Source organism: Ruixingdingia sedimenti (assembly GCF_031432425.1).
GTDB classification, from domain to species: domain Bacteria; phylum Pseudomonadota; class Alphaproteobacteria; order Rhodobacterales; family Rhodobacteraceae; genus Ruixingdingia; species Ruixingdingia sedimenti.
In genome coordinates, this window is record NZ_JAVKPH010000011.1 from 100,565 (window position 1) to 118,115 (window position 17,551).

At 69.3% G+C, this 17,551-nt stretch carries 17 protein-coding genes and 3 tRNA genes; 4 read left to right on the forward strand and 16 right to left on the reverse strand.

Translation table 11 applies throughout. From position 1 onward, the window contains the following. Window positions 1–15: 15 nt before the first annotated feature. From RGD00_RS11460 to RGD00_RS11535, 16 genes are all read right to left on the reverse strand, one after another. Entirely contained in the window at window positions 16–1,113 is a 1,098-nt protein-coding gene (locus tag RGD00_RS11460) for a TRAP transporter substrate-binding protein (RefSeq protein ID WP_310457469.1), read from the reverse strand. 216 nt (window positions 1,114–1,329) lie between these two features. Next, window positions 1,330–1,653, reverse strand: coding sequence for a DUF6280 family protein (locus RGD00_RS11465; protein ID WP_310457470.1), 324 nt, complete (start codon window positions 1,651–1,653; stop codon window positions 1,330–1,332). Between the two features lie 199 nt (window positions 1,654–1,852). Beyond that, the gene (ygfZ, locus tag RGD00_RS11470; protein WP_310457471.1) at window positions 1,853–2,620 is read right to left on the reverse strand and encodes a CAF17-like 4Fe-4S cluster assembly/insertion protein YgfZ; all 768 of its coding nucleotides are present in this window, start codon (window positions 2,618–2,620) and stop codon (window positions 1,853–1,855) included. 55 nt (window positions 2,621–2,675) lie between these two features. Beyond that, window positions 2,676–2,957 carry a YARHG domain-containing protein gene (locus tag RGD00_RS11475; RefSeq protein ID WP_310457472.1) on the reverse strand — a complete coding sequence of 94 codons (282 nt, stop codon included), beginning with the start codon at window positions 2,955–2,957 and terminating at the stop codon, window positions 2,676–2,678. Window positions 2,958–3,033: 76 nt separating this feature from the next. Then, a complete protein-coding gene (locus RGD00_RS11480) occupies window positions 3,034–4,833 on the reverse strand; it encodes an ABC transporter ATP-binding protein (RefSeq protein ID WP_425603409.1) in 1,800 nt (599 codons plus the stop codon). A gap of 283 nt (window positions 4,834–5,116) precedes the next feature. Beyond that, window positions 5,117–5,467 carry a CopM family metallochaperone gene (gene copM, locus RGD00_RS11485; protein WP_310457473.1) on the reverse strand — a complete coding sequence of 117 codons (351 nt, stop codon included), beginning with the start codon at window positions 5,465–5,467 and terminating at the stop codon, window positions 5,117–5,119. A gap of 75 nt (window positions 5,468–5,542) precedes the next feature. Continuing rightward, complete coding sequence (locus RGD00_RS11490) at window positions 5,543–6,649, reverse strand: pyridoxal phosphate-dependent aminotransferase (RefSeq protein WP_310457474.1); 1,107 nt, start codon at window positions 6,647–6,649, stop codon at window positions 5,543–5,545. A 44-nt stretch (window positions 6,650–6,693) separates the two neighbouring features. Next, entirely contained in the window at window positions 6,694–8,115 is a 1,422-nt protein-coding gene (locus RGD00_RS11495; RefSeq protein ID WP_310457475.1) for an amidase, read from the reverse strand. Window positions 8,116–8,644: 529 nt separating this feature from the next. Continuing rightward, a complete protein-coding gene (locus RGD00_RS11500) occupies window positions 8,645–9,262 on the reverse strand; it encodes a TetR/AcrR family transcriptional regulator (RefSeq protein WP_310457476.1) in 618 nt (205 codons plus the stop codon). Next, window positions 9,255–10,178 carry a polyphosphate kinase 2 gene (gene ppk2 / locus RGD00_RS11505; RefSeq protein ID WP_310457477.1) on the reverse strand — a complete coding sequence of 308 codons (924 nt, stop codon included), beginning with the start codon at window positions 10,176–10,178 and terminating at the stop codon, window positions 9,255–9,257. Before ppk2 ends, RGD00_RS11500 begins: the two co-directional genes overlap by 8 nt. A 103-nt stretch (window positions 10,179–10,281) precedes the next feature. Further along, entirely contained in the window at window positions 10,282–11,205 is a 924-nt protein-coding gene (locus RGD00_RS11510) for a homoserine O-succinyltransferase (protein ID WP_310457478.1), read from the reverse strand. A 24-nt stretch (window positions 11,206–11,229) separates the two neighbouring features. Next, window positions 11,230–12,102 (reverse strand): ATPase, encoded by an 873-nt coding sequence (locus tag RGD00_RS11515; protein ID WP_310457479.1) that lies wholly within the window; start codon window positions 12,100–12,102, stop codon window positions 11,230–11,232. A 52-nt stretch (window positions 12,103–12,154) separates the two neighbouring features. Next, window positions 12,155–12,994, reverse strand: a complete 840-nt coding sequence (locus RGD00_RS11520) for a DMT family transporter (RefSeq protein ID WP_310457484.1) — start codon at window positions 12,992–12,994, stop codon at window positions 12,155–12,157. 104 nt (window positions 12,995–13,098) lie between these two features. After that, entirely contained in the window at window positions 13,099–13,377 is a 279-nt protein-coding gene (locus RGD00_RS11525) for a putative quinol monooxygenase (protein ID WP_310457480.1), read from the reverse strand. Window positions 13,378–13,483: 106 nt separating this feature from the next. Further along, window positions 13,484–15,043, reverse strand: coding sequence for a glutamine-hydrolyzing GMP synthase (guaA, locus tag RGD00_RS11530; protein WP_310457481.1), 1,560 nt, complete (start codon window positions 15,041–15,043; stop codon window positions 13,484–13,486). 204 nt (window positions 15,044–15,247) lie between these two features. Then, on the reverse strand, window positions 15,248–15,550 hold the full coding sequence (locus tag RGD00_RS11535) for a DUF6477 family protein (RefSeq protein WP_310457482.1): 303 nt from the start codon (window positions 15,548–15,550) through the stop codon (window positions 15,248–15,250). Window positions 15,551–15,773: 223 nt separating this feature from the next. Between RGD00_RS11535 and RGD00_RS11540 the strand changes: the two genes are divergently transcribed. The 4 genes from RGD00_RS11540 to RGD00_RS11555 all read left to right on the forward strand — a co-directional run bounded on the left by RGD00_RS11540 (window position 15,774) and on the right by RGD00_RS11555 (window position 17,263). Further along, entirely contained in the window at window positions 15,774–16,892 is a 1,119-nt protein-coding gene (locus tag RGD00_RS11540) for a DUF6456 domain-containing protein (RefSeq protein WP_425603410.1), read from the forward strand. A gap of 86 nt (window positions 16,893–16,978) precedes the next feature. Next, window positions 16,979–17,055, forward strand: a tRNA-Asp gene (locus RGD00_RS11545). A gap of 27 nt (window positions 17,056–17,082) precedes the next feature. Next, window positions 17,083–17,159: transfer RNA gene (locus tag RGD00_RS11550), tRNA-Asp, on the forward strand. 27 nt (window positions 17,160–17,186) lie between these two features. After that, a tRNA-Asp gene (locus tag RGD00_RS11555) sits at window positions 17,187–17,263 on the forward strand. The last annotated feature ends 288 nt before the right edge of the window (window positions 17,264–17,551 follow it).

Below are 17,551 nucleotides of genomic sequence, written 5' to 3' on the forward strand. Positions count from 1 at the left end.
CCGGATGGCGCGGGGTCAGATCTTGCCCGCGTTCCGCTGCACCATCATGAAGGTGTCGTAGTTGTATTCGGCGATCTGCGCCCAGGTGTAGTTGTCGGCGCGGAAGTCCTTGATCGAATCCCAGATCTTCTTGAAGCCGGGGTTCGAGGCCTCCATCTCGGCATAGACCTCGTTCGAGGCGTCGAAGCAGGCCGACAGGATTTCGGGCGTGAAGGGCCGCAGTTGCGTGCCCTGCGTCACCAGCGACTTGATGGCGGTCGGGTTCTTGTAGTCGTACTTCTGCAACATGTCGGCATCCGCCGCCTGACAGGCCGTGCGCAGCAGCGACTGGTAATTCTTCGGCAGCCCCTCATAGGCGGCCTTGTTGAACATGAAGTGGACCGTCGGCCCGCCTTCCCACCAGCCGGGGTAATAATAGTAGGGCGCGACCTTGAAGAAGCCCAGTTTTTCGTCGTCATAGGGGCCGACCCATTCGGCGCCGTCGATCGTGCCCTTTTCCAGCGACGGATAGATGTCGCCGCCCGCGATCTGCTGCGGCACGACGCCAAGCCGTTCCAGCACCTTGCCGGCAAAGCCGCCGACCCGGAACTTGAGACCCTTGAGATCCTCGATCGTGTTGATTTCCTTGCGGAACCAGCCGCCCATCTGGACGCCGGTGTTGCCGCCGGGGAAACCGATGATGTTGTGCTGGCCGAGGAATTCGTTGAACAGGTCGATCCCGCCGCCGTGGTAGTGCCAGGCGTTCATCCCCCGCGCCGACAGCGAGAACGGCACGGCAGAACCGAGCGCCCAGGTCGGGTCCTTGCCCCAGTAGTAATAGCCCACCGTGTGGCAGGCCTCGACCGTGGCGGTGGTCACGGCATCGGCGGCCTGCAGGCCCGGCACCAGTTCGCCGGCCGAAAAGACCTGGATCTGGAAATTGCCGTCGGTCGCCTCGGACAGCATCTTGGACAGGGTTTCGGCGCCGCCATAGATCGTGTCGAGCGATTTGGGGAACGACGAGGTCAGGCGCCACGTCACCTTGGGCGACGATTGCGCAAGCGCCGGGGCGGCGAGTGCTGCGGCACCCGCGCCGCCGATGGCGGCCTTGGTCAGGAAAGAGCGGCGGTCCATGTATCCTCCCTAGTATCTTGTGATGCCCGCCGGTCGGCCTTTCCGGGCGATGCGACATGGCGGCGGAAGGTCAGCTTACACGGCGCGGGCAACCTGTCCAGCGGGTGCTGCGCAAGATTGTGTCGCCGGGCCGGATGACGCAACGGCAGGGATGCGCAAAAACAGACGCGCCCCCGAAGGGGCGCGCCGGCAGGATCGGGGATCCTGCGAAAGGGTTCAGGCGGCTTCGGCCTGAAGTTCGGCGGCGTGGCGGCGTTCGCTTTCCTCGCGCGACAGCGCGACAGAGGTGCGCACACCTTTGGCCACGAATTCCATCAGGCCCTTGACCACCCGTTCGTTCGGGTCGATCCCGGCGCAGGACAGCACTTCGCGCCCGTCGCGCGAGCGCGCCCACCGGGCGATCTGTTCCGGCCCGTTGCCATATTTCTTGTCATCCGCGATGGCATCGTCCAGCGCCGCAAGGACCACGGCGGCGAACAGCTTGCGCGCGCGCTGGCCCTGTTCATGATTGAAGGCGCTTCCATCCACGAAATCAGCCATTCCGTCGTCCTTTGTTCTTGCTCTTGCGTTTTCCGGCGTCCGCCGAATATGACCTTTTCCCGGCGATTCGGTATTTCTGTATCGGAATGTCAGGTATGCGTCCCGTGCATGGAACAAAATGCCCCGACCGTTACCGACACTGCATCTGGTCGGGATCCGGCCGGATTGCCACCAAGATATAGGGCGCCCTTGCAGGACTTCAACCGTTGGCGGGGGGATCGGCGCGCACCTGCGCATTCCCCGCCGTCAACGGCCCCCCGGCGCGGTCGAACCGCAGCCAGGCGATGGCACGGTCACCCGAACGGGTGAACAGCATCCCCGCCGGCCGGTCGCCCGCCAGGATCGGCGTGCCCGGCCCGGCGGGGCCGGTGACGGTGACGCCGGTCAGGCCCTTGCGCAGGTCGGTCTTGTGCTTCATCCGCGCCGTGACCTCCTGCCCGACGTAGCAGCCCTTGCGGAAATCGACGCCGTTCAGCCGCTCGAACCCGGCCTCAAGGATATAGGTGTCGTTCGGCACCAGCTCGACCCCCGTTTCGGGGATGCAATGGGCGACACGGATCGCGTCCCAGTCGATTTCGGGCGGCCCGCCCGGTTCGGCGCTGTACATCCGCCAGCCGAGCGCGGGATGCCGCGGGTCGGCCACCGCGCCGGGGGGCGCCGTGCCCAGGCCGCGCAGGACATGCAGGCCCGTGGGCGCGATCTGCACATCCGCCCGCAGCCGGTAGAGCGACAGGCGCTTGGCGGTTGCCTCCGCCAGCCCCTCGTGGATGTCCAGCAGCACGCCCTCGCCATCCGGCACCAGCAGGAAATCCGCCAGATACTTGCCCTGCGGCGTCAGCAGCGCGGCATAGACCGGCCCCTCGGCCAGCCTGCGCGCATCGTTGGTGATCAACCCCTGAAGGAAGCTTTCGCGGTCCTTGCCGGTGATGCGAAAGACCTTGCGGTCGGGGGCGGTTTCGCCGGTCATCCAAACCTCCGTGCCAGACGCCCGATATAGGCTGCGGGGCAGGGGGCGGCAACCGTCAGCAGCCGAGCCGCCTTTCCAGCGCCCGGATCTCGTCCACCTGCCGCTGCGCCTCGGGCGTCAGGCGGGGGTTGCTGGTAAAGCAGCCGCCGTTGCCGAAATAGTCGATCGCCCGGCGCGAGGTGAAACAATAGCCGAAGGATTTGAAGATCGCATTGCGCTCGACCCAGAGGTCCTGACAGGTCGGCAGGGCGCGCTGCGGCGCGGGGATGCGCAGGTCGGTCTGCGCGGCGGCAGGCAGGGCGAAGACGGCGAAAGCGGCAAGGATCGGCAGGCGCATGGCAGGCTCCATCGCTGATGCGCGAAGGATAGCGCCGCCCCGGGCAACCGGCCAGCCCTTTCCGGGCCCCCGTTTCTCAGGCGCCCTCGAACTGCAACCGGCACAGATCGGCATAAAGCCCCCCGCGCGCCAGCAGTTCGGCATGCGTGCCCGCATCCACCACCCGGCCCTGATCCATCACCACGATCCGGTCGGCGCCCTGCACGGTGGACAGCCGATGCGCGATCACCAGCGTGGTGCGCCCCGCCGCCAGCCGTTCCAGCGCCTCTGTCACCAGCGCCTCGGATGCGGCGTCGAGCGCGCTCGTCGCCTCGTCCATCAGCAGGACGGGGGCGTCGCGCAGCAGGGCGCGGGCGATGGCGATGCGCTGGCGCTGGCCGCCCGACAGCGCCGACCCGCGCGGCCCCGCCCGGGTATCGAGCCCCTGCGGCAGGCGGGCGACGAATTCGGCGGCATTCGCGGCCTCCAGCGCGGCCTGCAACCGGTCCTCGGGCACATCCGTCCGGCCCATCAGGATGTTGTCGCGCAGCGTTTCGTCGAACAGCCACGCATCCTGCGACACGACCGCGAACATCCCCCGCAGCGCCGCCAGATCCATCTGCGCGATGTCCTGCCCGCCAAGCGTGATGCGGCCCGCGGCCGGTTCCGCCAGCCGCGTCAGCAGGTGAAAGACGGTGGTCTTGCCCGCGCCCGAAGGCCCCACGATCGCCGTGCGCCGCCCGGCCTCTGCCCGCAGGTCGAGCCCGCGCAGCACCTGATGTTCGCCATACCACAGCGCGACATCGCGGAATTCGATCCCCGGCGCGCCCTCGGGCGGGGGCAGGGGGCGGGCGGGCACGGCGGGCACCGCGGGGCGTTCGTCGAACAATGCATAGAGCCGCTCGAGGCTCGCCGCCGCCACCTGCCACAGCCCCGCCAGCGCGCCGAGCCGGCGCAGCGGCTGAAACGCCAGCGCCATCGCGGTGAAGAACGACATGAACTCGCCCACCGTGCGCTCGCCCGCCAGAATCTCGCGCCCGCCGAGGACCAGCACGCCGAAGAACCCGATGCCCGTCACCAGGTCGATCAGCGCGGGCAGCACGGCGCGGCTGGTTTCCTTGCGCGTCTCGGCGCGGATGATGGCGCGGATCACCCGTTCGAACCGGCGGGCCTGGTAATCCTCCATCCGGTTGAGCTTGACGGTGGCGATGCCGTGGAACACCTCGTCCAGCCGCGTCGCGCGTTCGCCCGACTGGCTGCGGATCTGGCCGGTCTTGCGCCGGATATAGCGTTGCAGCAGCGCCGTCGGCGCGATCAGGATCGGCGCGCCGATCAGTGCGACCACCGTCCAGCGCACGTCGATCGACAGCGCCACCGCGAACAGCGTGACCAGCGCGATGATGTCGCGCCCCACACCCATGATGACCGCCTGCCACACGCCCTGCACGGCCAGCGTGTCGCCCTGCACCTTCTCGATCAGCGTGCCGGGGGAATTGGTCTGGTAGAAGCCCATGTCGAGCGTCAGCAGATGGCGCAGCAGATCCGCCTGCATCTTGCCCGAGGACCGCTGAGAGATCATCGTCAGCAGCGCCTTGTCGATCACCGACACCACCGCCCGGATCGCGAACAGCCCCAGGATCGCGCCGCCCACCCACCAGATCGCGCCCGCGTCCCCGCCCACGAACACGCGGTCGAACAGCGGTTCCAGCATCCAGCTGAGCGCGGCGAGGGTGGAGCCCTCGATCACCATGAACACGCCCGCCAGCGCCATCATCCAGCGGTGTTCGCGCAGATAGTCGCGCCAGAGCCGGGCGAAAAGCGCGGGGCGGGCGGGACGGTTCGGGGCGGAGGGCTTGCGCAAGGGGACAGGCTCACGAGGGGCGCCCCGGCGGGGCATCGCCCGCAGGTCTAGGGAAAACCGCCCGTTTCCGCAAGCTGCGCGGGGTTGGGGCCGCGCCCGGCGGCAGTGCGGATGGACAGGGCAGGGCCGGGGGCCAGCCCCCGCGCCGGCTGGTTCTCGAACCGGTGGCGCTACCCGCCAGCTCCCCCCGGGATATTTAGGGACAGAAAATGAAGAACGGCGGGTAATAGCCAGATCCTGTTCATTTTCTGTCCAATAAATATCCCCGCCGGAGGCCCCCGCCCTCTCCACCCGCACTACCGTCGGGCAGAGGCGCGGGTCAGGGACCGTTGGCCGCCAGCCAGTCCTGCATCCAGGCGATTTCCGCCTCCTGCGCGGCGATCACCGCCTCGGCCAGCTTGCGGACCTCGGGGTCCTTGCCGTGGTCCAGCACCACGCGGGCCATGTCGACCGCGCCCTGATGGTGGGGGATCATGCCGCGGATGAAATCGACATCGGCGTCGCCGGTCGGCGGAATGTCCATCCCCTGGTGCATGCGGGCGTTCGCCTCGGCGAAGGCGCGGGCGGCGGGGCTGTCGGCGGCAGCATGGCTGCCGTGGCCGGAATGATCCTGGGCGAGCGCGGGCGCGGCCAGCCCCGCGGCCAGGGTCAGTGCAAGCATCGGTCGCATCGGTACCTCATTCGCAGACGCGGTAATCGTGCAACCTTCCCCCCGCGGGAAGGCAAGTCACGCCCGTGTGAGGCGTCAGCCCCGCGCCGCCGCCATTGCGCCGGGCAATGCGGCCTCCAGCGCCGCCAGATCCTCGGGGCGGCCGGCGCTGATGCGGATGCAGCGGTCGTGCGGGGGGACGAAGGGCATGCGCACGAACACCCCCCGCGCCGCCAGCCCGTCGCGCACCGCCCGCGCGAAGGCGCCGTCGCCGCCGCAGTCGAGCGTGACGAAATTGGTGGCCGAGGGCAGCGCCGCCAGCCCCTGCGCCGCGCCGATGCGGGCGATTTCGGCCCGCGCCGCGGCCACCCGGTCGCGCACCTGCGCCAGATGGGGCTGATCGGCCAGCGCCGCCAGCGCCCCCGCCTGCGCGATGCGCCCGACGCCGAAATGGTTGCGCACCTTGTCGAAGGCCGCCACCAGCCCCGGCGCGGCCAGCGCATAGCCCACCCGCAGCCCGGCCATGCCGTAGCCCTTGGAAAAGGTCCGCATGCGGATCACCCGGGGGTCGTCGGGGTCCAGCCCCGGCGCGGTGCCGGGGGGCGCGAGGTCGACATAGGCCTCGTCCAGCACCAGCAGGCTGCCCTCGGGCACGGCCTCGACCATCCGCGCCACCGCGGCGCCGTCGTGCCAGCTGCCCATCGGGTTGTCGGGATTGGCGAAATAGATCAGCTTCGCGCCCACCTGCGCCGCGCGGGCGACCAGCGCCTCCGGGTCCTCGGCATCGCCGCGGTAGGGCACCCTGTGCAGCACCCCGCCATGGCCCGCGACATGGAAGTTGAAGGTCGGATAGGCGCCGTCCGACGTCACCACCGCATCGCCGGGCCCGACCAGCAGGCGGACGAGATAGCCGAGCAGCCCGTCGATCCCCTCGCCCACCGTCACATGCGCGGGGGTGGTGCCGTGATGGGCGGCCAGCGCCGCGCGCAGGTCGTGGACCTCGGGGTCGCCATACATCCAGACATCGCGCGCCGCCCGCGCCATCGCCTCCACCGCCAGGGGCGAGGGGCCGAACACGTTCTCGTTCGCGCCGAGCCGGGCGGCGAAGGGGCGGCCCATCGCGCGCTCCTGCGTCTCGGGCCCGACGAAGGGGACGGTGGCGGGCAGCGCGGCGGCGAGCGGGGTGTAGCGGGGGCCAGTCATGATGACGGCATCAGAGCCGGAAATGCCGCGCCCTGCAAGGCCGCTCAAGCCAGCGGGATCGCCCGGTAGCTGTCGGCCCAGGGCGCGATCCCTTCAAGCGTCCGGGCGATGCGCAGCACCAGCGCCTCGTGATCCCGCGCGCCGATGATCTGGAGCCCGACGGGCAGCCCGTCGACAAGGCCGCAAGGCACCGAGGCCGCCGGGCAGCCGACGAAATTGACCACCTTGGTAAAGGCCGTCAGCCCCGGATGGCTGGGTGCGGCCGAGGGCACATCCCCCACCGGCGGCGCGACCATCGCGGCGGTCGGGGTCAGGATCGCGTCGTAGCGTTCGAAATACTGCCGGAACGCCGCGATGAAGCGATAGCGCATCCGCAGCGCATGGGTGTATTCGCCCGCGGTGATCGTCATGGCATGTTTCAGCCGCTCGCGCACCGTGGGCGTCAGCAGGGCGCGCCGGGCGGGGTCGAGGTAATAGTCCTGCCCCACCGACGAGGCCCGGTCGCCGTTGGTGATCACCCAGAAGGCATCGGAAATGTCGTCGAGCCTGTCGCCCAGTTCCTCGACCACCGCGCCTTCCTGCGCCAGCGCCCGTGCGCGGGCGGCCACCGCCGCGATCACCGCGGGGTCGGGGCGGTCGCCTTCCTCGCGGCAAAGGTCGGGGCACCAGGCGAGGCGCAGCCCCTTCACCCCCGCGTCCAGCCCGGCCAGATAGTCGCCGGGCGGGGTGGCGGAGGACGCGCCGTCGCGCGGGTCCGCCCCGGCGATGACCTGCAACAGGGCGGCGGCGTCGCGCACATCGCGCGTCATCGGGCCGAGGCCGGTGGCGAACAGCGTTTCCCCGAAGGACCCGTGCCGCGGCACCCGCCCGGTGCCGGGCAGCAGCGTGAACACGCCGCACAGCGCCGCCGGGATGCGCAGCGACCCGCCGCCGTCGCTGCCGATCGCCAGCGGGCCCATGCCGGCCGCCAGCGCCGCCGCCGCCCCGCCGCTGGACCCGCCGGGCGAACGGCCGGGCGCCCAGGGGTTGCGGGTAGGCCCGGCGAGGCGGTTCGTCGTATGGGCGGACATGGCGAATTCGGGCAGGTTGGTCTTGCCGATGACGGCGCCCCCGGCGGCCTTGACCCGTTCGACGCAGGCCGCGTCCTCGGCCGGCACGTTGTCGCGCAGCAGCAGCGAGCCGCCGGTGGTGCGGATGCCCCGGGTGGAGATCTGGTCCTTCACCGACACCGGCAGGCCGTGCAGCGGGCCGAGCCTGTCGTCCCGCATCACTGCCCGTTCGGCCTCTGCCGCCTGCGCCAGATACTGGTCCCCGGCCAGGGTGATGAAGGCGTTTATCTGCGGGTCCAGCCGCGCGATCCGGTCGAGGAAATGCCGGGCCACCTCGACCGGCGAGATGTCCTTGCGCGCGATCCGGTCGGCGATCCGCCAGCCCGGTTCATAGCTCAGCCCGTCGTCCCCGGCCATGGTGCCCCCTCCCTGTCGTGCCCGGGTGTGAGGATCGGCCCCTACCGTCCCGCGATCAACGTTTATCTGCGCGGTTTGCCGATGGAAGCCATCGGTAACGCCGATGGCTCGCAGGGGTGCCCGTGTTCCCGCAAGCGCCGGAATCGGTAGGCGTCGGGGTGACGGCAACCGGCCCGGCAGCGGGGCCCGCCCGGACCGCAGGACATGCAGACCAACGACAAGGAGAGGATGAGATGAGAAAGGAACATGCCTGCCTGCTGGCGGCCTGCGCGGTGGTGTCGCTATGGGCCGCAGGCGCGGCCGGGCGATGATGGCCGGGCTGACGCGCGACGGGCGGCCGCTGTCGGTGCAGTTCGTCGGCCGGTATTTCGACGAACGGACCCTGTTCCGGGCCGCCTGCGCATGGGAACGCGCCAGCGGCGTGGCGGACCGCCATTCGCCGACCCAGGGGGCGGCCCTTCGGTCTGGCTGGCGAAGGCGCGTGCCTTCGCCAGCCAAATGGTGGGACTTCAGGTCCGCCCCGCCGCCCCTACCGATCCGGCGGCAGCAGGCCGAGCCCGCGCAGGTAGATGCCGATCCCGGCCTCCAGCAGGTCCTCGGGGCTGAAGGGGGCGTGGGCGCCCGGGGTGCCGCGGGCGAAAAGCTCCACCACCCCGTGGCTCATCGCCCAGACATGGGCCGAGAACATCGCCGCGGGCGGGCGGCGCCCGGGGGGCAACTGTTCGGACAGCCGCGCGGCGGCGCGTTCCATCATCGCCCGGCTGCGCTGTGCGGCCTGCGCCAGTTCCGGGTAGGCCCCCGGCGCGAGGCCGCTTTCGAACATTGCCATGTAATGCCCCGGAAAGCGGCGGGCGAAGGCCAGATAGGCGCGTCCCGTCGCCTCGAACGCCGCCAGCGCCGAGGGACGGCCGTCGTTGAAGGCATGTTCCATCAGGTCGGCGAAGATGGCGTAGCCCTGGCGCGCGACCTCTGCCAGCAGGTCCTCGCGCCCCTGGAAATGGCGGTAGACGGCGGCCGGGGTCACGCCCGCCTCTTTCGCGGCCTCGGACAGGGTGAAGCCCTGCGGCCCCTTTTCGGCGATCAGCGCCAGCGCCGCCTCGACCAGCGCCTGGCGCAGGTTGCCGTGGTGATAGCCCGCCTTAGCCATCTGCGCCGTCGGCCGCCCCCACGCCATCCGCCCCCACGCCATCCGCAACCTGGGCCAGATCGCGCCCGCCGCAGATCGCGGGGTCGATGGCGCCGATGGCCGCGGTGTCCTTGTGGGCATAGTCCATGGCCGACAGCACCGCCTGCACCGCCGCGATCCGCGCGCGCAGCTTGTCGTCCGACCGGATCACCGTCCAGGGCGCATAGGGCCGGTCGCTGCGGGTCAGCGTCTCGGTGATCGCGGCGGTGTATTCGTCCCATTTGCCGAGGCCCTCGATGTCGATGGGGCTCAGCTTCCACTGTTTCAGCAGGTCCTTTTCGCGCGCGAGGAACCGGCGCAGTTGTTCGGGGCGGCTCACGTCCAGCCAGATCTTCAGCAGGGTGATGCCTTCGTCCACCATCAGCCGCTCGAATTCCGGCAACTGGTAGAAGAACCGTTCGCGTTCGTCGGGGGTGCAGAAGCCCATGACATGTTCGACGATGCCGCGGTTGTACCAGCTGCGGTCGAAGATGGCGATTTCGCCCTGCGCGGGCAGCCAGTCGATATACCGCTGGAAATACCACTGCGCCGCCTCGCGGTCCGAGGGTTTGGGCAGCGCCACCACCGCGGCCACGCGGGGGTTGAGGTTTTCCGTCAGCCGCTTGATCGTGCCGCCCTTGCCGGATGCGTCGCGGCCCTCGAACACCACCACCAGCCGCTTGCCCGTCGCCTTCACATCGGACTGGAGCTTGGCCAGTTCGATCTGCAACGCGTCCATGTGGCGGCTGTAATCCTTCTTCTTCATCTCCTTGCGGTAGGGGAAGGCGGGGTCGGGCATGTCGCCGTCATCCGCCGCCGCGATGGCCTTGCGCAGGGCAGGGGGGGCGGTGTCGCGGTAATAGCGGCTGATGGCGCCGTCGAAGGGCAGGCTGGTCATCGGGGCTTCTCCTCGAACGGGCCAGTATCCGGGCCGGTATCCGGGCCAGTATCGCGCAACGGGCGGCGGGCGCAATCTGCCGCGCCCGCTGCCGCCCGCCCGCTCAGCCGCCGATTTCCGCCATGTCGTAGGGCGTGGTCTGGTAGATCTCGTTGATCCAGTTGCCGTAGAGCAGATGCGCATGGCTGCGCCAGCGGTTCATCGGCGGCTGCGCGGGGTCGTCGTCGGGGTAGTAGTTCTGCGGCACGTTGATCGGCGTGCCGTTGGCCACGTCGCGGTCGTATTCCTGTTTCAGCGTGTCGCTGTCGTATTCGAAATGGTTGAAGATATAGAGCGCGCGGTGGCAGGTGTCCTCGATCAGGCAGGGGCCGACCTCTTCGCTGCCCAGAAGCGTGGCCAGGCCCGGGCGCGCCGCGACCTCTGCCTCGCGGACCTCGGTCCAGCGGCTGACGGGGATCACGAAATCGTCCGAGAAGCCGCGCAGATAGGGCGAGGCGGGCGTCAGGTTCCGGTGGCGGAAACAGCCGAACGCCTTGTGGCCGAGGATATGCTTGGGCAGGCGGTGGAAATGCCAGGCCATCGCCATGCCGCCCCAGCAGACGCCGAAGGTGGAATGGACATGCGTCTGCGTCCAGGCGAAGACGCGGGTCAGTTCGTCCCAGTAGGTCACTTCCTCGAACGGCAGGTGCTCGATCGGGGCGCCGGTGATGATCAGCCCGTCGAGCCTTTCGCCGCTCGCCTCCACCTCTGCGAAGGGGCGGTAGAAGGCTTCCATATGTTCGGGCGCGGTGTGTTTCGACTGGTGTTCCGTCATGCGGATCAGTTGCAGGTCGATCTGCAACGGCGTCGCGCCGATCAGCCGGGCGAACTGCGTTTCCGTCTGGATCTTCTTCGGCATCAGGTTCAGCAGGCCGATGCGCAGGGGGCGGATGTCCTGGCGCGCCGCGCGGCCCTCGCCCATGACCATGACGCCCTCGCGGGTCAGGATGTCATAGGCGGGCAGGCTTTCGGGCAGTTTGATCGGCATGATGCGACTCCTTCCGCACCGGGTTTAGGCCGTTGCGGCGCGGCGGTCCAGCGCATGGGCGATCAGGTCGTCGAAGTCGTGTGCGTCGCGGATCGCGCCCACCTCTTCGGCGGTGACGGCGATGCCCCAGTTGCGCGCCATCGCCGCATAGCGCGGCTGGCGGTGGGCCAGCGCGCGGGCATAGGTCCAGCGCACGAAGGCGTCGGGGTCCACTGCGCCCTCGGCCAGCCCGGTTTCCGCCAGATAGGCGGCCCAGGCGGCGGTGAGGAATTCGGGCTGGTAATACATCGGCTTCGGCGCGCGGTCGAAGCGGCGGATCAGTTCGGCGGTATGCGCGTCCGATCCCGCGATCCAGACCATCAGCAGGCTGCCCGACAGCCCCGTCAGCACCGGATCGGCGGGGTCGTCCGGGTCCACCACCTCGCAGATGGAGCCGCCCGAATCGCAGATGAAATTGCCGTAGCCGTAAATGTCCTGCGCCCGGTCGATGAAGCGCGGCGTGTCGAGCAGGGCGGCGATTTCCGCCTCGCGGTGCTGGTCCTGGCGGCGGCGGTATTCGTCGAACGACAGCCCCCCCTTCGCCGGATCGCCGGGCTTGCCCAGATAGGTCGAAAGCGGCGCGAGGTTGTGGAAGGTGATGTTCGACGCGATATAGACCGAATCGGTCAGCAGCAGTTCGCGCAGGAATGGGTTCTTCATCGCCTCGCGCTTGAAGTTGTCGGCGATATGTTCGCCCATGTAGCGCGTGCCGATGCGGTAATCGACGGAATAGTGGAACCAGCCGCCCTCGGCGCGCAGAAGGCTGGCCACATGGGTCTTGCCCAGACCCGACATCCCGAACAGCAGCACCCGCCGCTTGCGCGCCGCCCGCCAGTCCTGCGCCGTCCGGTAGATCATCTGCCCGCCCCCTTGTTGCCGCGCCGCGTGCTAGCGCGTTGCGGGGCGGATTTCACGCAGAAACTTTTTCCCCCGCCGGCGCGCGCAGGTTGAGCCAGTTGCCGGCGACGATCAGCGCCGCCCCCGCCAGCAGCGCCAGCGTGATCGATTCGCCCCAGAACACCGCCCCCACCACCGCGATCAGCGGCAGCCGGCCGAAGTCGATGGGCATCACCAGCCCGGCAGGGGCCAGCGACAGCGCCGAGGTGACGCAGAAATGCCCAAAGAAGCCGACGGCCCCCAGTAACACCAGCCAGGGCACCGACTGCCAGGTGGGCAGCGTCATGTGCAGATCCGCCGCCGCGGCAGCCAGGCCGAGGGCGGCCTGCATCACCCCCAGCCAGAACAGGATCCCCAGCACCGTTTCGCCCCGCGTCAGCCGTTTCGTCAGGATGATCGTGGCGGCGAAGAACAGCGCCGATCCGGCGGCGGCCAGCACGCCGGGCTCGATATGGCGGAAATCGGGCTGCGCCACCACCAGCGTGCCGGCGAATCCCAGCACCGCCGCCATCAGCCGCCAGCGCGTCAGCGCCTCGCCCAGAAACACCGCCGACAGCAGGATGACCCAGATCGGCGCGGTGAATTCCAGTGCAAAGACCTGCGCCAGCGGGATCGCCGTCAGCGACCAGAACCACAGGTTCTGGCCCACGAAATGCATCGTGTTGCGTGTCAGATGGCCGGCCAGGTTGCGCGTGCGCAGATCGGAAAGCCGCCCCTTCCAGGCGGCGAAAGCCACCAGAATCGCGACCGTGACGATGGAGCGGTAGCCCAGAAGCTCGAACGTGTCATGGGTCGCGGCGACGATGCGCCCGGCTATGGCCATCAGCGAAAAGCTGACGATGGAGCCGAGCATCCACAATGCGGCGGCGACGGGGCGGTGGGGCTGGGTCACGGCGATCCTCGGGCAGGCCGGCAGACCTTGGCGCGGGCCGCGATGCTTGTCCAGACCCGGGCGGGTCAGGTGCCGGTGACGTTCAGTTCGCGCGCGATGCCCACGGTTTCGCGCGCCCATCGGCTGGCGGCGGCGCGGGTGCGATGCGCGTCATAGGCGGCGCGGTCGGTGAACACCTCGTCGAGTTCCCAGATCAGCGGGTTGTCGGTCTGACGGGCGACAAAGCGCAGGCAGCCGGGTTCGGCGCGGGTCAGCCGGATATGTTCCGGCAACTCGCGCGCCACGATCGCTGCCTGCGCGGCGTCGGCGCAGATCAGACGGCCTGTGACGGTGACGATGGACATGGGCTCCTCCTCGGGTGGCTGATGTCAGCCTGTCATCTCGCACGGGGCGGCGCTGCACCACCGGCAAGGGACGGCCCCGCACCGCCCCCTCCGGCGCAGTGCGGGGTCATTCCCACTCGATCGTGCCCGGCGGCTTCGAGGTGATGTCGTAGGTCACGCGGTTGATGCCCCGCACCTCGTTGATGATGCGCGTCGCGGTCTCGCCCAGAAAATCGTGGCTGAAGGGATAGTAGTCCGCCGTCATGCCGTCGACGCTGGTCACCGCGCGCAGCGCGCAGGCGTAATCGTAGGTCCGCCCGTCGCCCATCACCCCCACCGTGCGCACCGGCAGCAGCGCGACGAAGGCCTGCCAGATCTCGTCATAAAGCCCGTGCCGGCGGATCTGGTCGATGAACACCGCATCGGCCTGCCGCAGGATGTCGAGCTTGTCGCGCGTGATCGCGCCCGGGCAGCGGATGGCTAGGCCGGGGCCGGGGAAGGGATGGCGGCCGATGAAGGCCGGGGGCAGACCGAGTTCGCGCCCCAGGGCGCGCACCTCGTCCTTGAACAGCTCGCGCAGCGGTTCCACCAGCTTCATGCCCATCTTCTCGGGCAGGCCGCCGACATTGTGGTGGCTCTTGATCGTGACCGAAGGCCCGCCGCTGAACGACACCGATTCGATCACGTCGGGGTAGAGCGTGCCCTGCGCGAGGAACTGCGCCCCGCCGACCGATTTCGCGTGCTTCTCGAACACCTCGACGAAAAGCCGCCCGATGGTCTTGCGCTTGACCTCGGGGTCGCTGACGCCTTCCAGCGCGGTCAGGAACAGGTCGGATTCGTCGGCATGGATCAGCGGGATGTTGTAAGTGTCGCGGAACATGCCCACGACCTGTTCCGCCTCGCCCTGCCGCAGAAGGCCGTGGTCGACGAAGACGCAGGTCAGCTGGTCGCCGATCGCCTCGTGGATCAGCACCGCGGCCACCGAACTGTCGACCCCGCCCGACAGGCCGCAGATCACCTTGCCGCCGCCCACCTGTTCGCGGATCTTGCGGATCGCCTCTTCCCGGTAGGCGCCCATCGTCCAGTCGCCGGTGAAGCCCGCCAGCCGCACGAAATTCTCGTAAAGCTTCGCGCCCTTGGGGGTGTGGTGCACCTCGGGGTGGAACTGCACGGCATAGAAGTCGCGCGCGGTGTCGGCGGTGATGGCGAAGGGCGCGTTGGGCGAGGTGCCGTAGACCTGAAACCCCGGGGCGATGGCGCTGACGTGATCGCCGTGGCTCATCCATACCTGCTCGTTCCCGGCGGCGAACCAGCCGTCGAGGATCGGCAGCCGCGCCGCGGCGGGGGTGACGAAGGCGCGGCCGAATTCCGCGGTGCCATGCCCGCTTTCGACCCGCCCGCCCAGTTGCTGCATCATCACCTGCTGGCCATAGCAGATGCCGAGCACCGGCACCCCGAGCGTCCAGAGCGCGTCGGGCGCGCGCGGCGAGCCTTCGCGCGTCACGCTGTCGGGCCCGCCCGACAGGATCACCGCCCGGGGCGCGAAGTCCTTCAGGAAGGCGTCAGTGACCTTCTGGTAGGGATGGATTTCGCAATAGACGTTCAACTCGCGCAGGCGGCGCGCGATGAGCTGCGTCACCTGGGAACCGAAGTCGATGATGAGAAGACGGTCATGGGCTTGGGTCATGGATCGCGCATAGTCCTTGCCGGGCGCTTCCGCAAGGGCCGGCGCGGGCAGGGGGCATTCTGCCCCCTCTTGGCCTGCGGCCAATTCACCCCCTGAGGATATTTTCGGACAGAAAATGAAGAAGGGCGCGGCCTGCGCCACTTTCTGTCCTTAAATATCCCCGCCGGAGGCTCCTGGACTCTGCGCAGGCGATGCCGCCGGGCGTCACGCGGGGCGGGGCAGCAGCCGCGCCTCGGCCAGCAGCGCGATCAGCACCGCGACATGGCGGGTGACGCTGTAGGTGGCATCGCCCGCCTGCCGGATCGTTTCCAGCCGCGCCTCGGCGTCCAGCAGGGCGACGAAGGCGGTTTCCGGCGTGCGGGGCGCCGCGGGGCCGAGCGTGCGGGGCAGGTCGCGGTCGCGCCGGTAGTCGGCCAGGCCGCAGCGGGCGGCGCGGATCAGCAGGCGGGGGCGGCGCAGGTCGGCCAGCAGGCAGCGCAGGTCGGTGATGGCGGTCATCGCGGTCATGTCGGGCTCCTTCAGGACTGCCCTGAAATTGCCATAATTCAACCTCGCGTTGCGCATCCGCCCGTTCCGTCGCGCGCCGGCTTCAGCAATGTTTAGGTTTTCGAAACAATTATGGCAAAACCGGCGCGATTTAACCGTTGAGTAACCATTTCTACCAAAGGTTGAACGGCAAAAATCGGCGCGGGGAGCAGCACCCGGGTGGCCCTGGGGCCAGCGGGATCGGATGAAGATGGCAAACGTGACGGCGGAGTTCGCGATTCCGGGCTGGGTGCCCGCCGCGGTCAGGCTCTACCTGGGTCACACCAGTGGCGGGCAGTCGCTGCGGGCATTGGCCCGGCGCGAGGGGTGCCATCCTTCGACGGTCCTGCGCCAGGTGCGGCGATTCGAGACCCGGCGCGACGATCCCTTGGTGGACGAGGCGCTGGAACAGCTCGGCCGGGCGGGGCAGCCCGGGCCGGGCGCCGCTTGCCAGGAGGACACCGATCCGATGACCGCCCCCATCCGTTCCGCCGCCCTCGTCGCCGACGAAGCCGTGATCGCGCAGGAGGCGCGCCGCGTGCTGCGCCGTCTGTCCGAACCCGGCGCGATGATCGCCATCGCCCCCGACATGGAAAAGGCCGTGGTGCTGCGCGAATTTCCCGACGGGCGTTCCGCGCGCACCGCGGTGCTGGACCGCGGCGTGGCGCAGGCCTTTGCGATCAAGGACTGGATCGCCTGCCGCAAGCGCGGCCGCGTCGCCGCCTATGAAATCACCGCGGCGGGCCGCGCCGCCCTGCGCCGGCTGCTGGAGGAAGAGGCGCGCGGGCGGCCGGGGCTCGCCGATGCCGGGGCGGCCTTTGCCGGCCAGCACCGCGACTGGGACGAACGCGAGGTGGCCGAGGAAGGCGGCGCGCGCCGCATCCGCTACAACATCGCCGAAAGCCCGGTGGCGGTGCTGGGGCGGCGGCGCGACAAGGACGGCCAGCCCTTCCTGACCCCCGATCTGGTCGCCGCCGCCGAACGGCTGCGCGAGGATTTCGAACTGGCCCAGATGGGCCCCCGCGTGGCGCAGAACTGGGACCGTTTCCTGACCGGCGCCGACCGGGGCGGTTTCGGCGGCGCAGGCCCGGCCGAGGGGCCGCGCGCGGCGCGCGACCGGGTGGCGGCGGCGCTGCGCGACCTCGGCCCGGGCCTTGGCGACATGGTGCTGCGCTGCTGCTGTTTTCTGGAAGGGCTGGAGACGGCGGAACGCCGCATGGGCTGGTCGGCGCGGTCGGGCAAGATCGTGCTGCGCATCGCGCTGATGCGGCTCAAGCGGCATTACGAGGAAACCGGCGCGGGGTCGGGCCCGCTGATCGGCTGAGGCGCGAAACCCTGCGCGATGCGCTTGACGCGCCCGCGGGTGTCGCGTAAGAGCAGCCCACGCCCGGGCAACCGGGGATGAGATGCGCGGTTGTAGCTCAGTCGGTTAGAGTACCGGCCTGTCACGCCGGGGGTCGCGGGTTCGAGCCCCGTCAACCGCGCCATCATCCTCTCCGTCCGGTCTGACCAGCGCGGTTGTAGCTCAGTCGGTTAGAGTACCGGCCTGTCACGCCGGGGGTCGCGGGTTCGAGCCCCGTCAACCGCGCCATCATCCTCTCCGTCCGGTCTGACCAGCGCGGTTGTAGCTCAGTCGGTTAGAGTACCGGCCTGTCACGCCGGGGGTCGCGGGTTCGAGCCCCGTCAACCGCGCCATTTTTCTCTTTGACTGGATATGCGGCAGGGGCCCTTGCGGGGCGTTGCCTGATTCTGGCTGTCGGTACTGCGGCGGAGACTTGAGTCCAAAGCCGCCTTCGCGAAAGACATTCAGGCTGCAGCATGACACGTTGAGAGGTGGCAGGCGGTGCCTGATGCAGGGTCAGCATTGCAGCGGGAAAAGGCAACAGAGAATGGCAAACAAACATGATCTAGGTCATGTTGACAAATGGCGGAGCCAGAGGCGGATCGACGTGATGTCGATGAAGCCCAGGAAGCTTTCGGCGG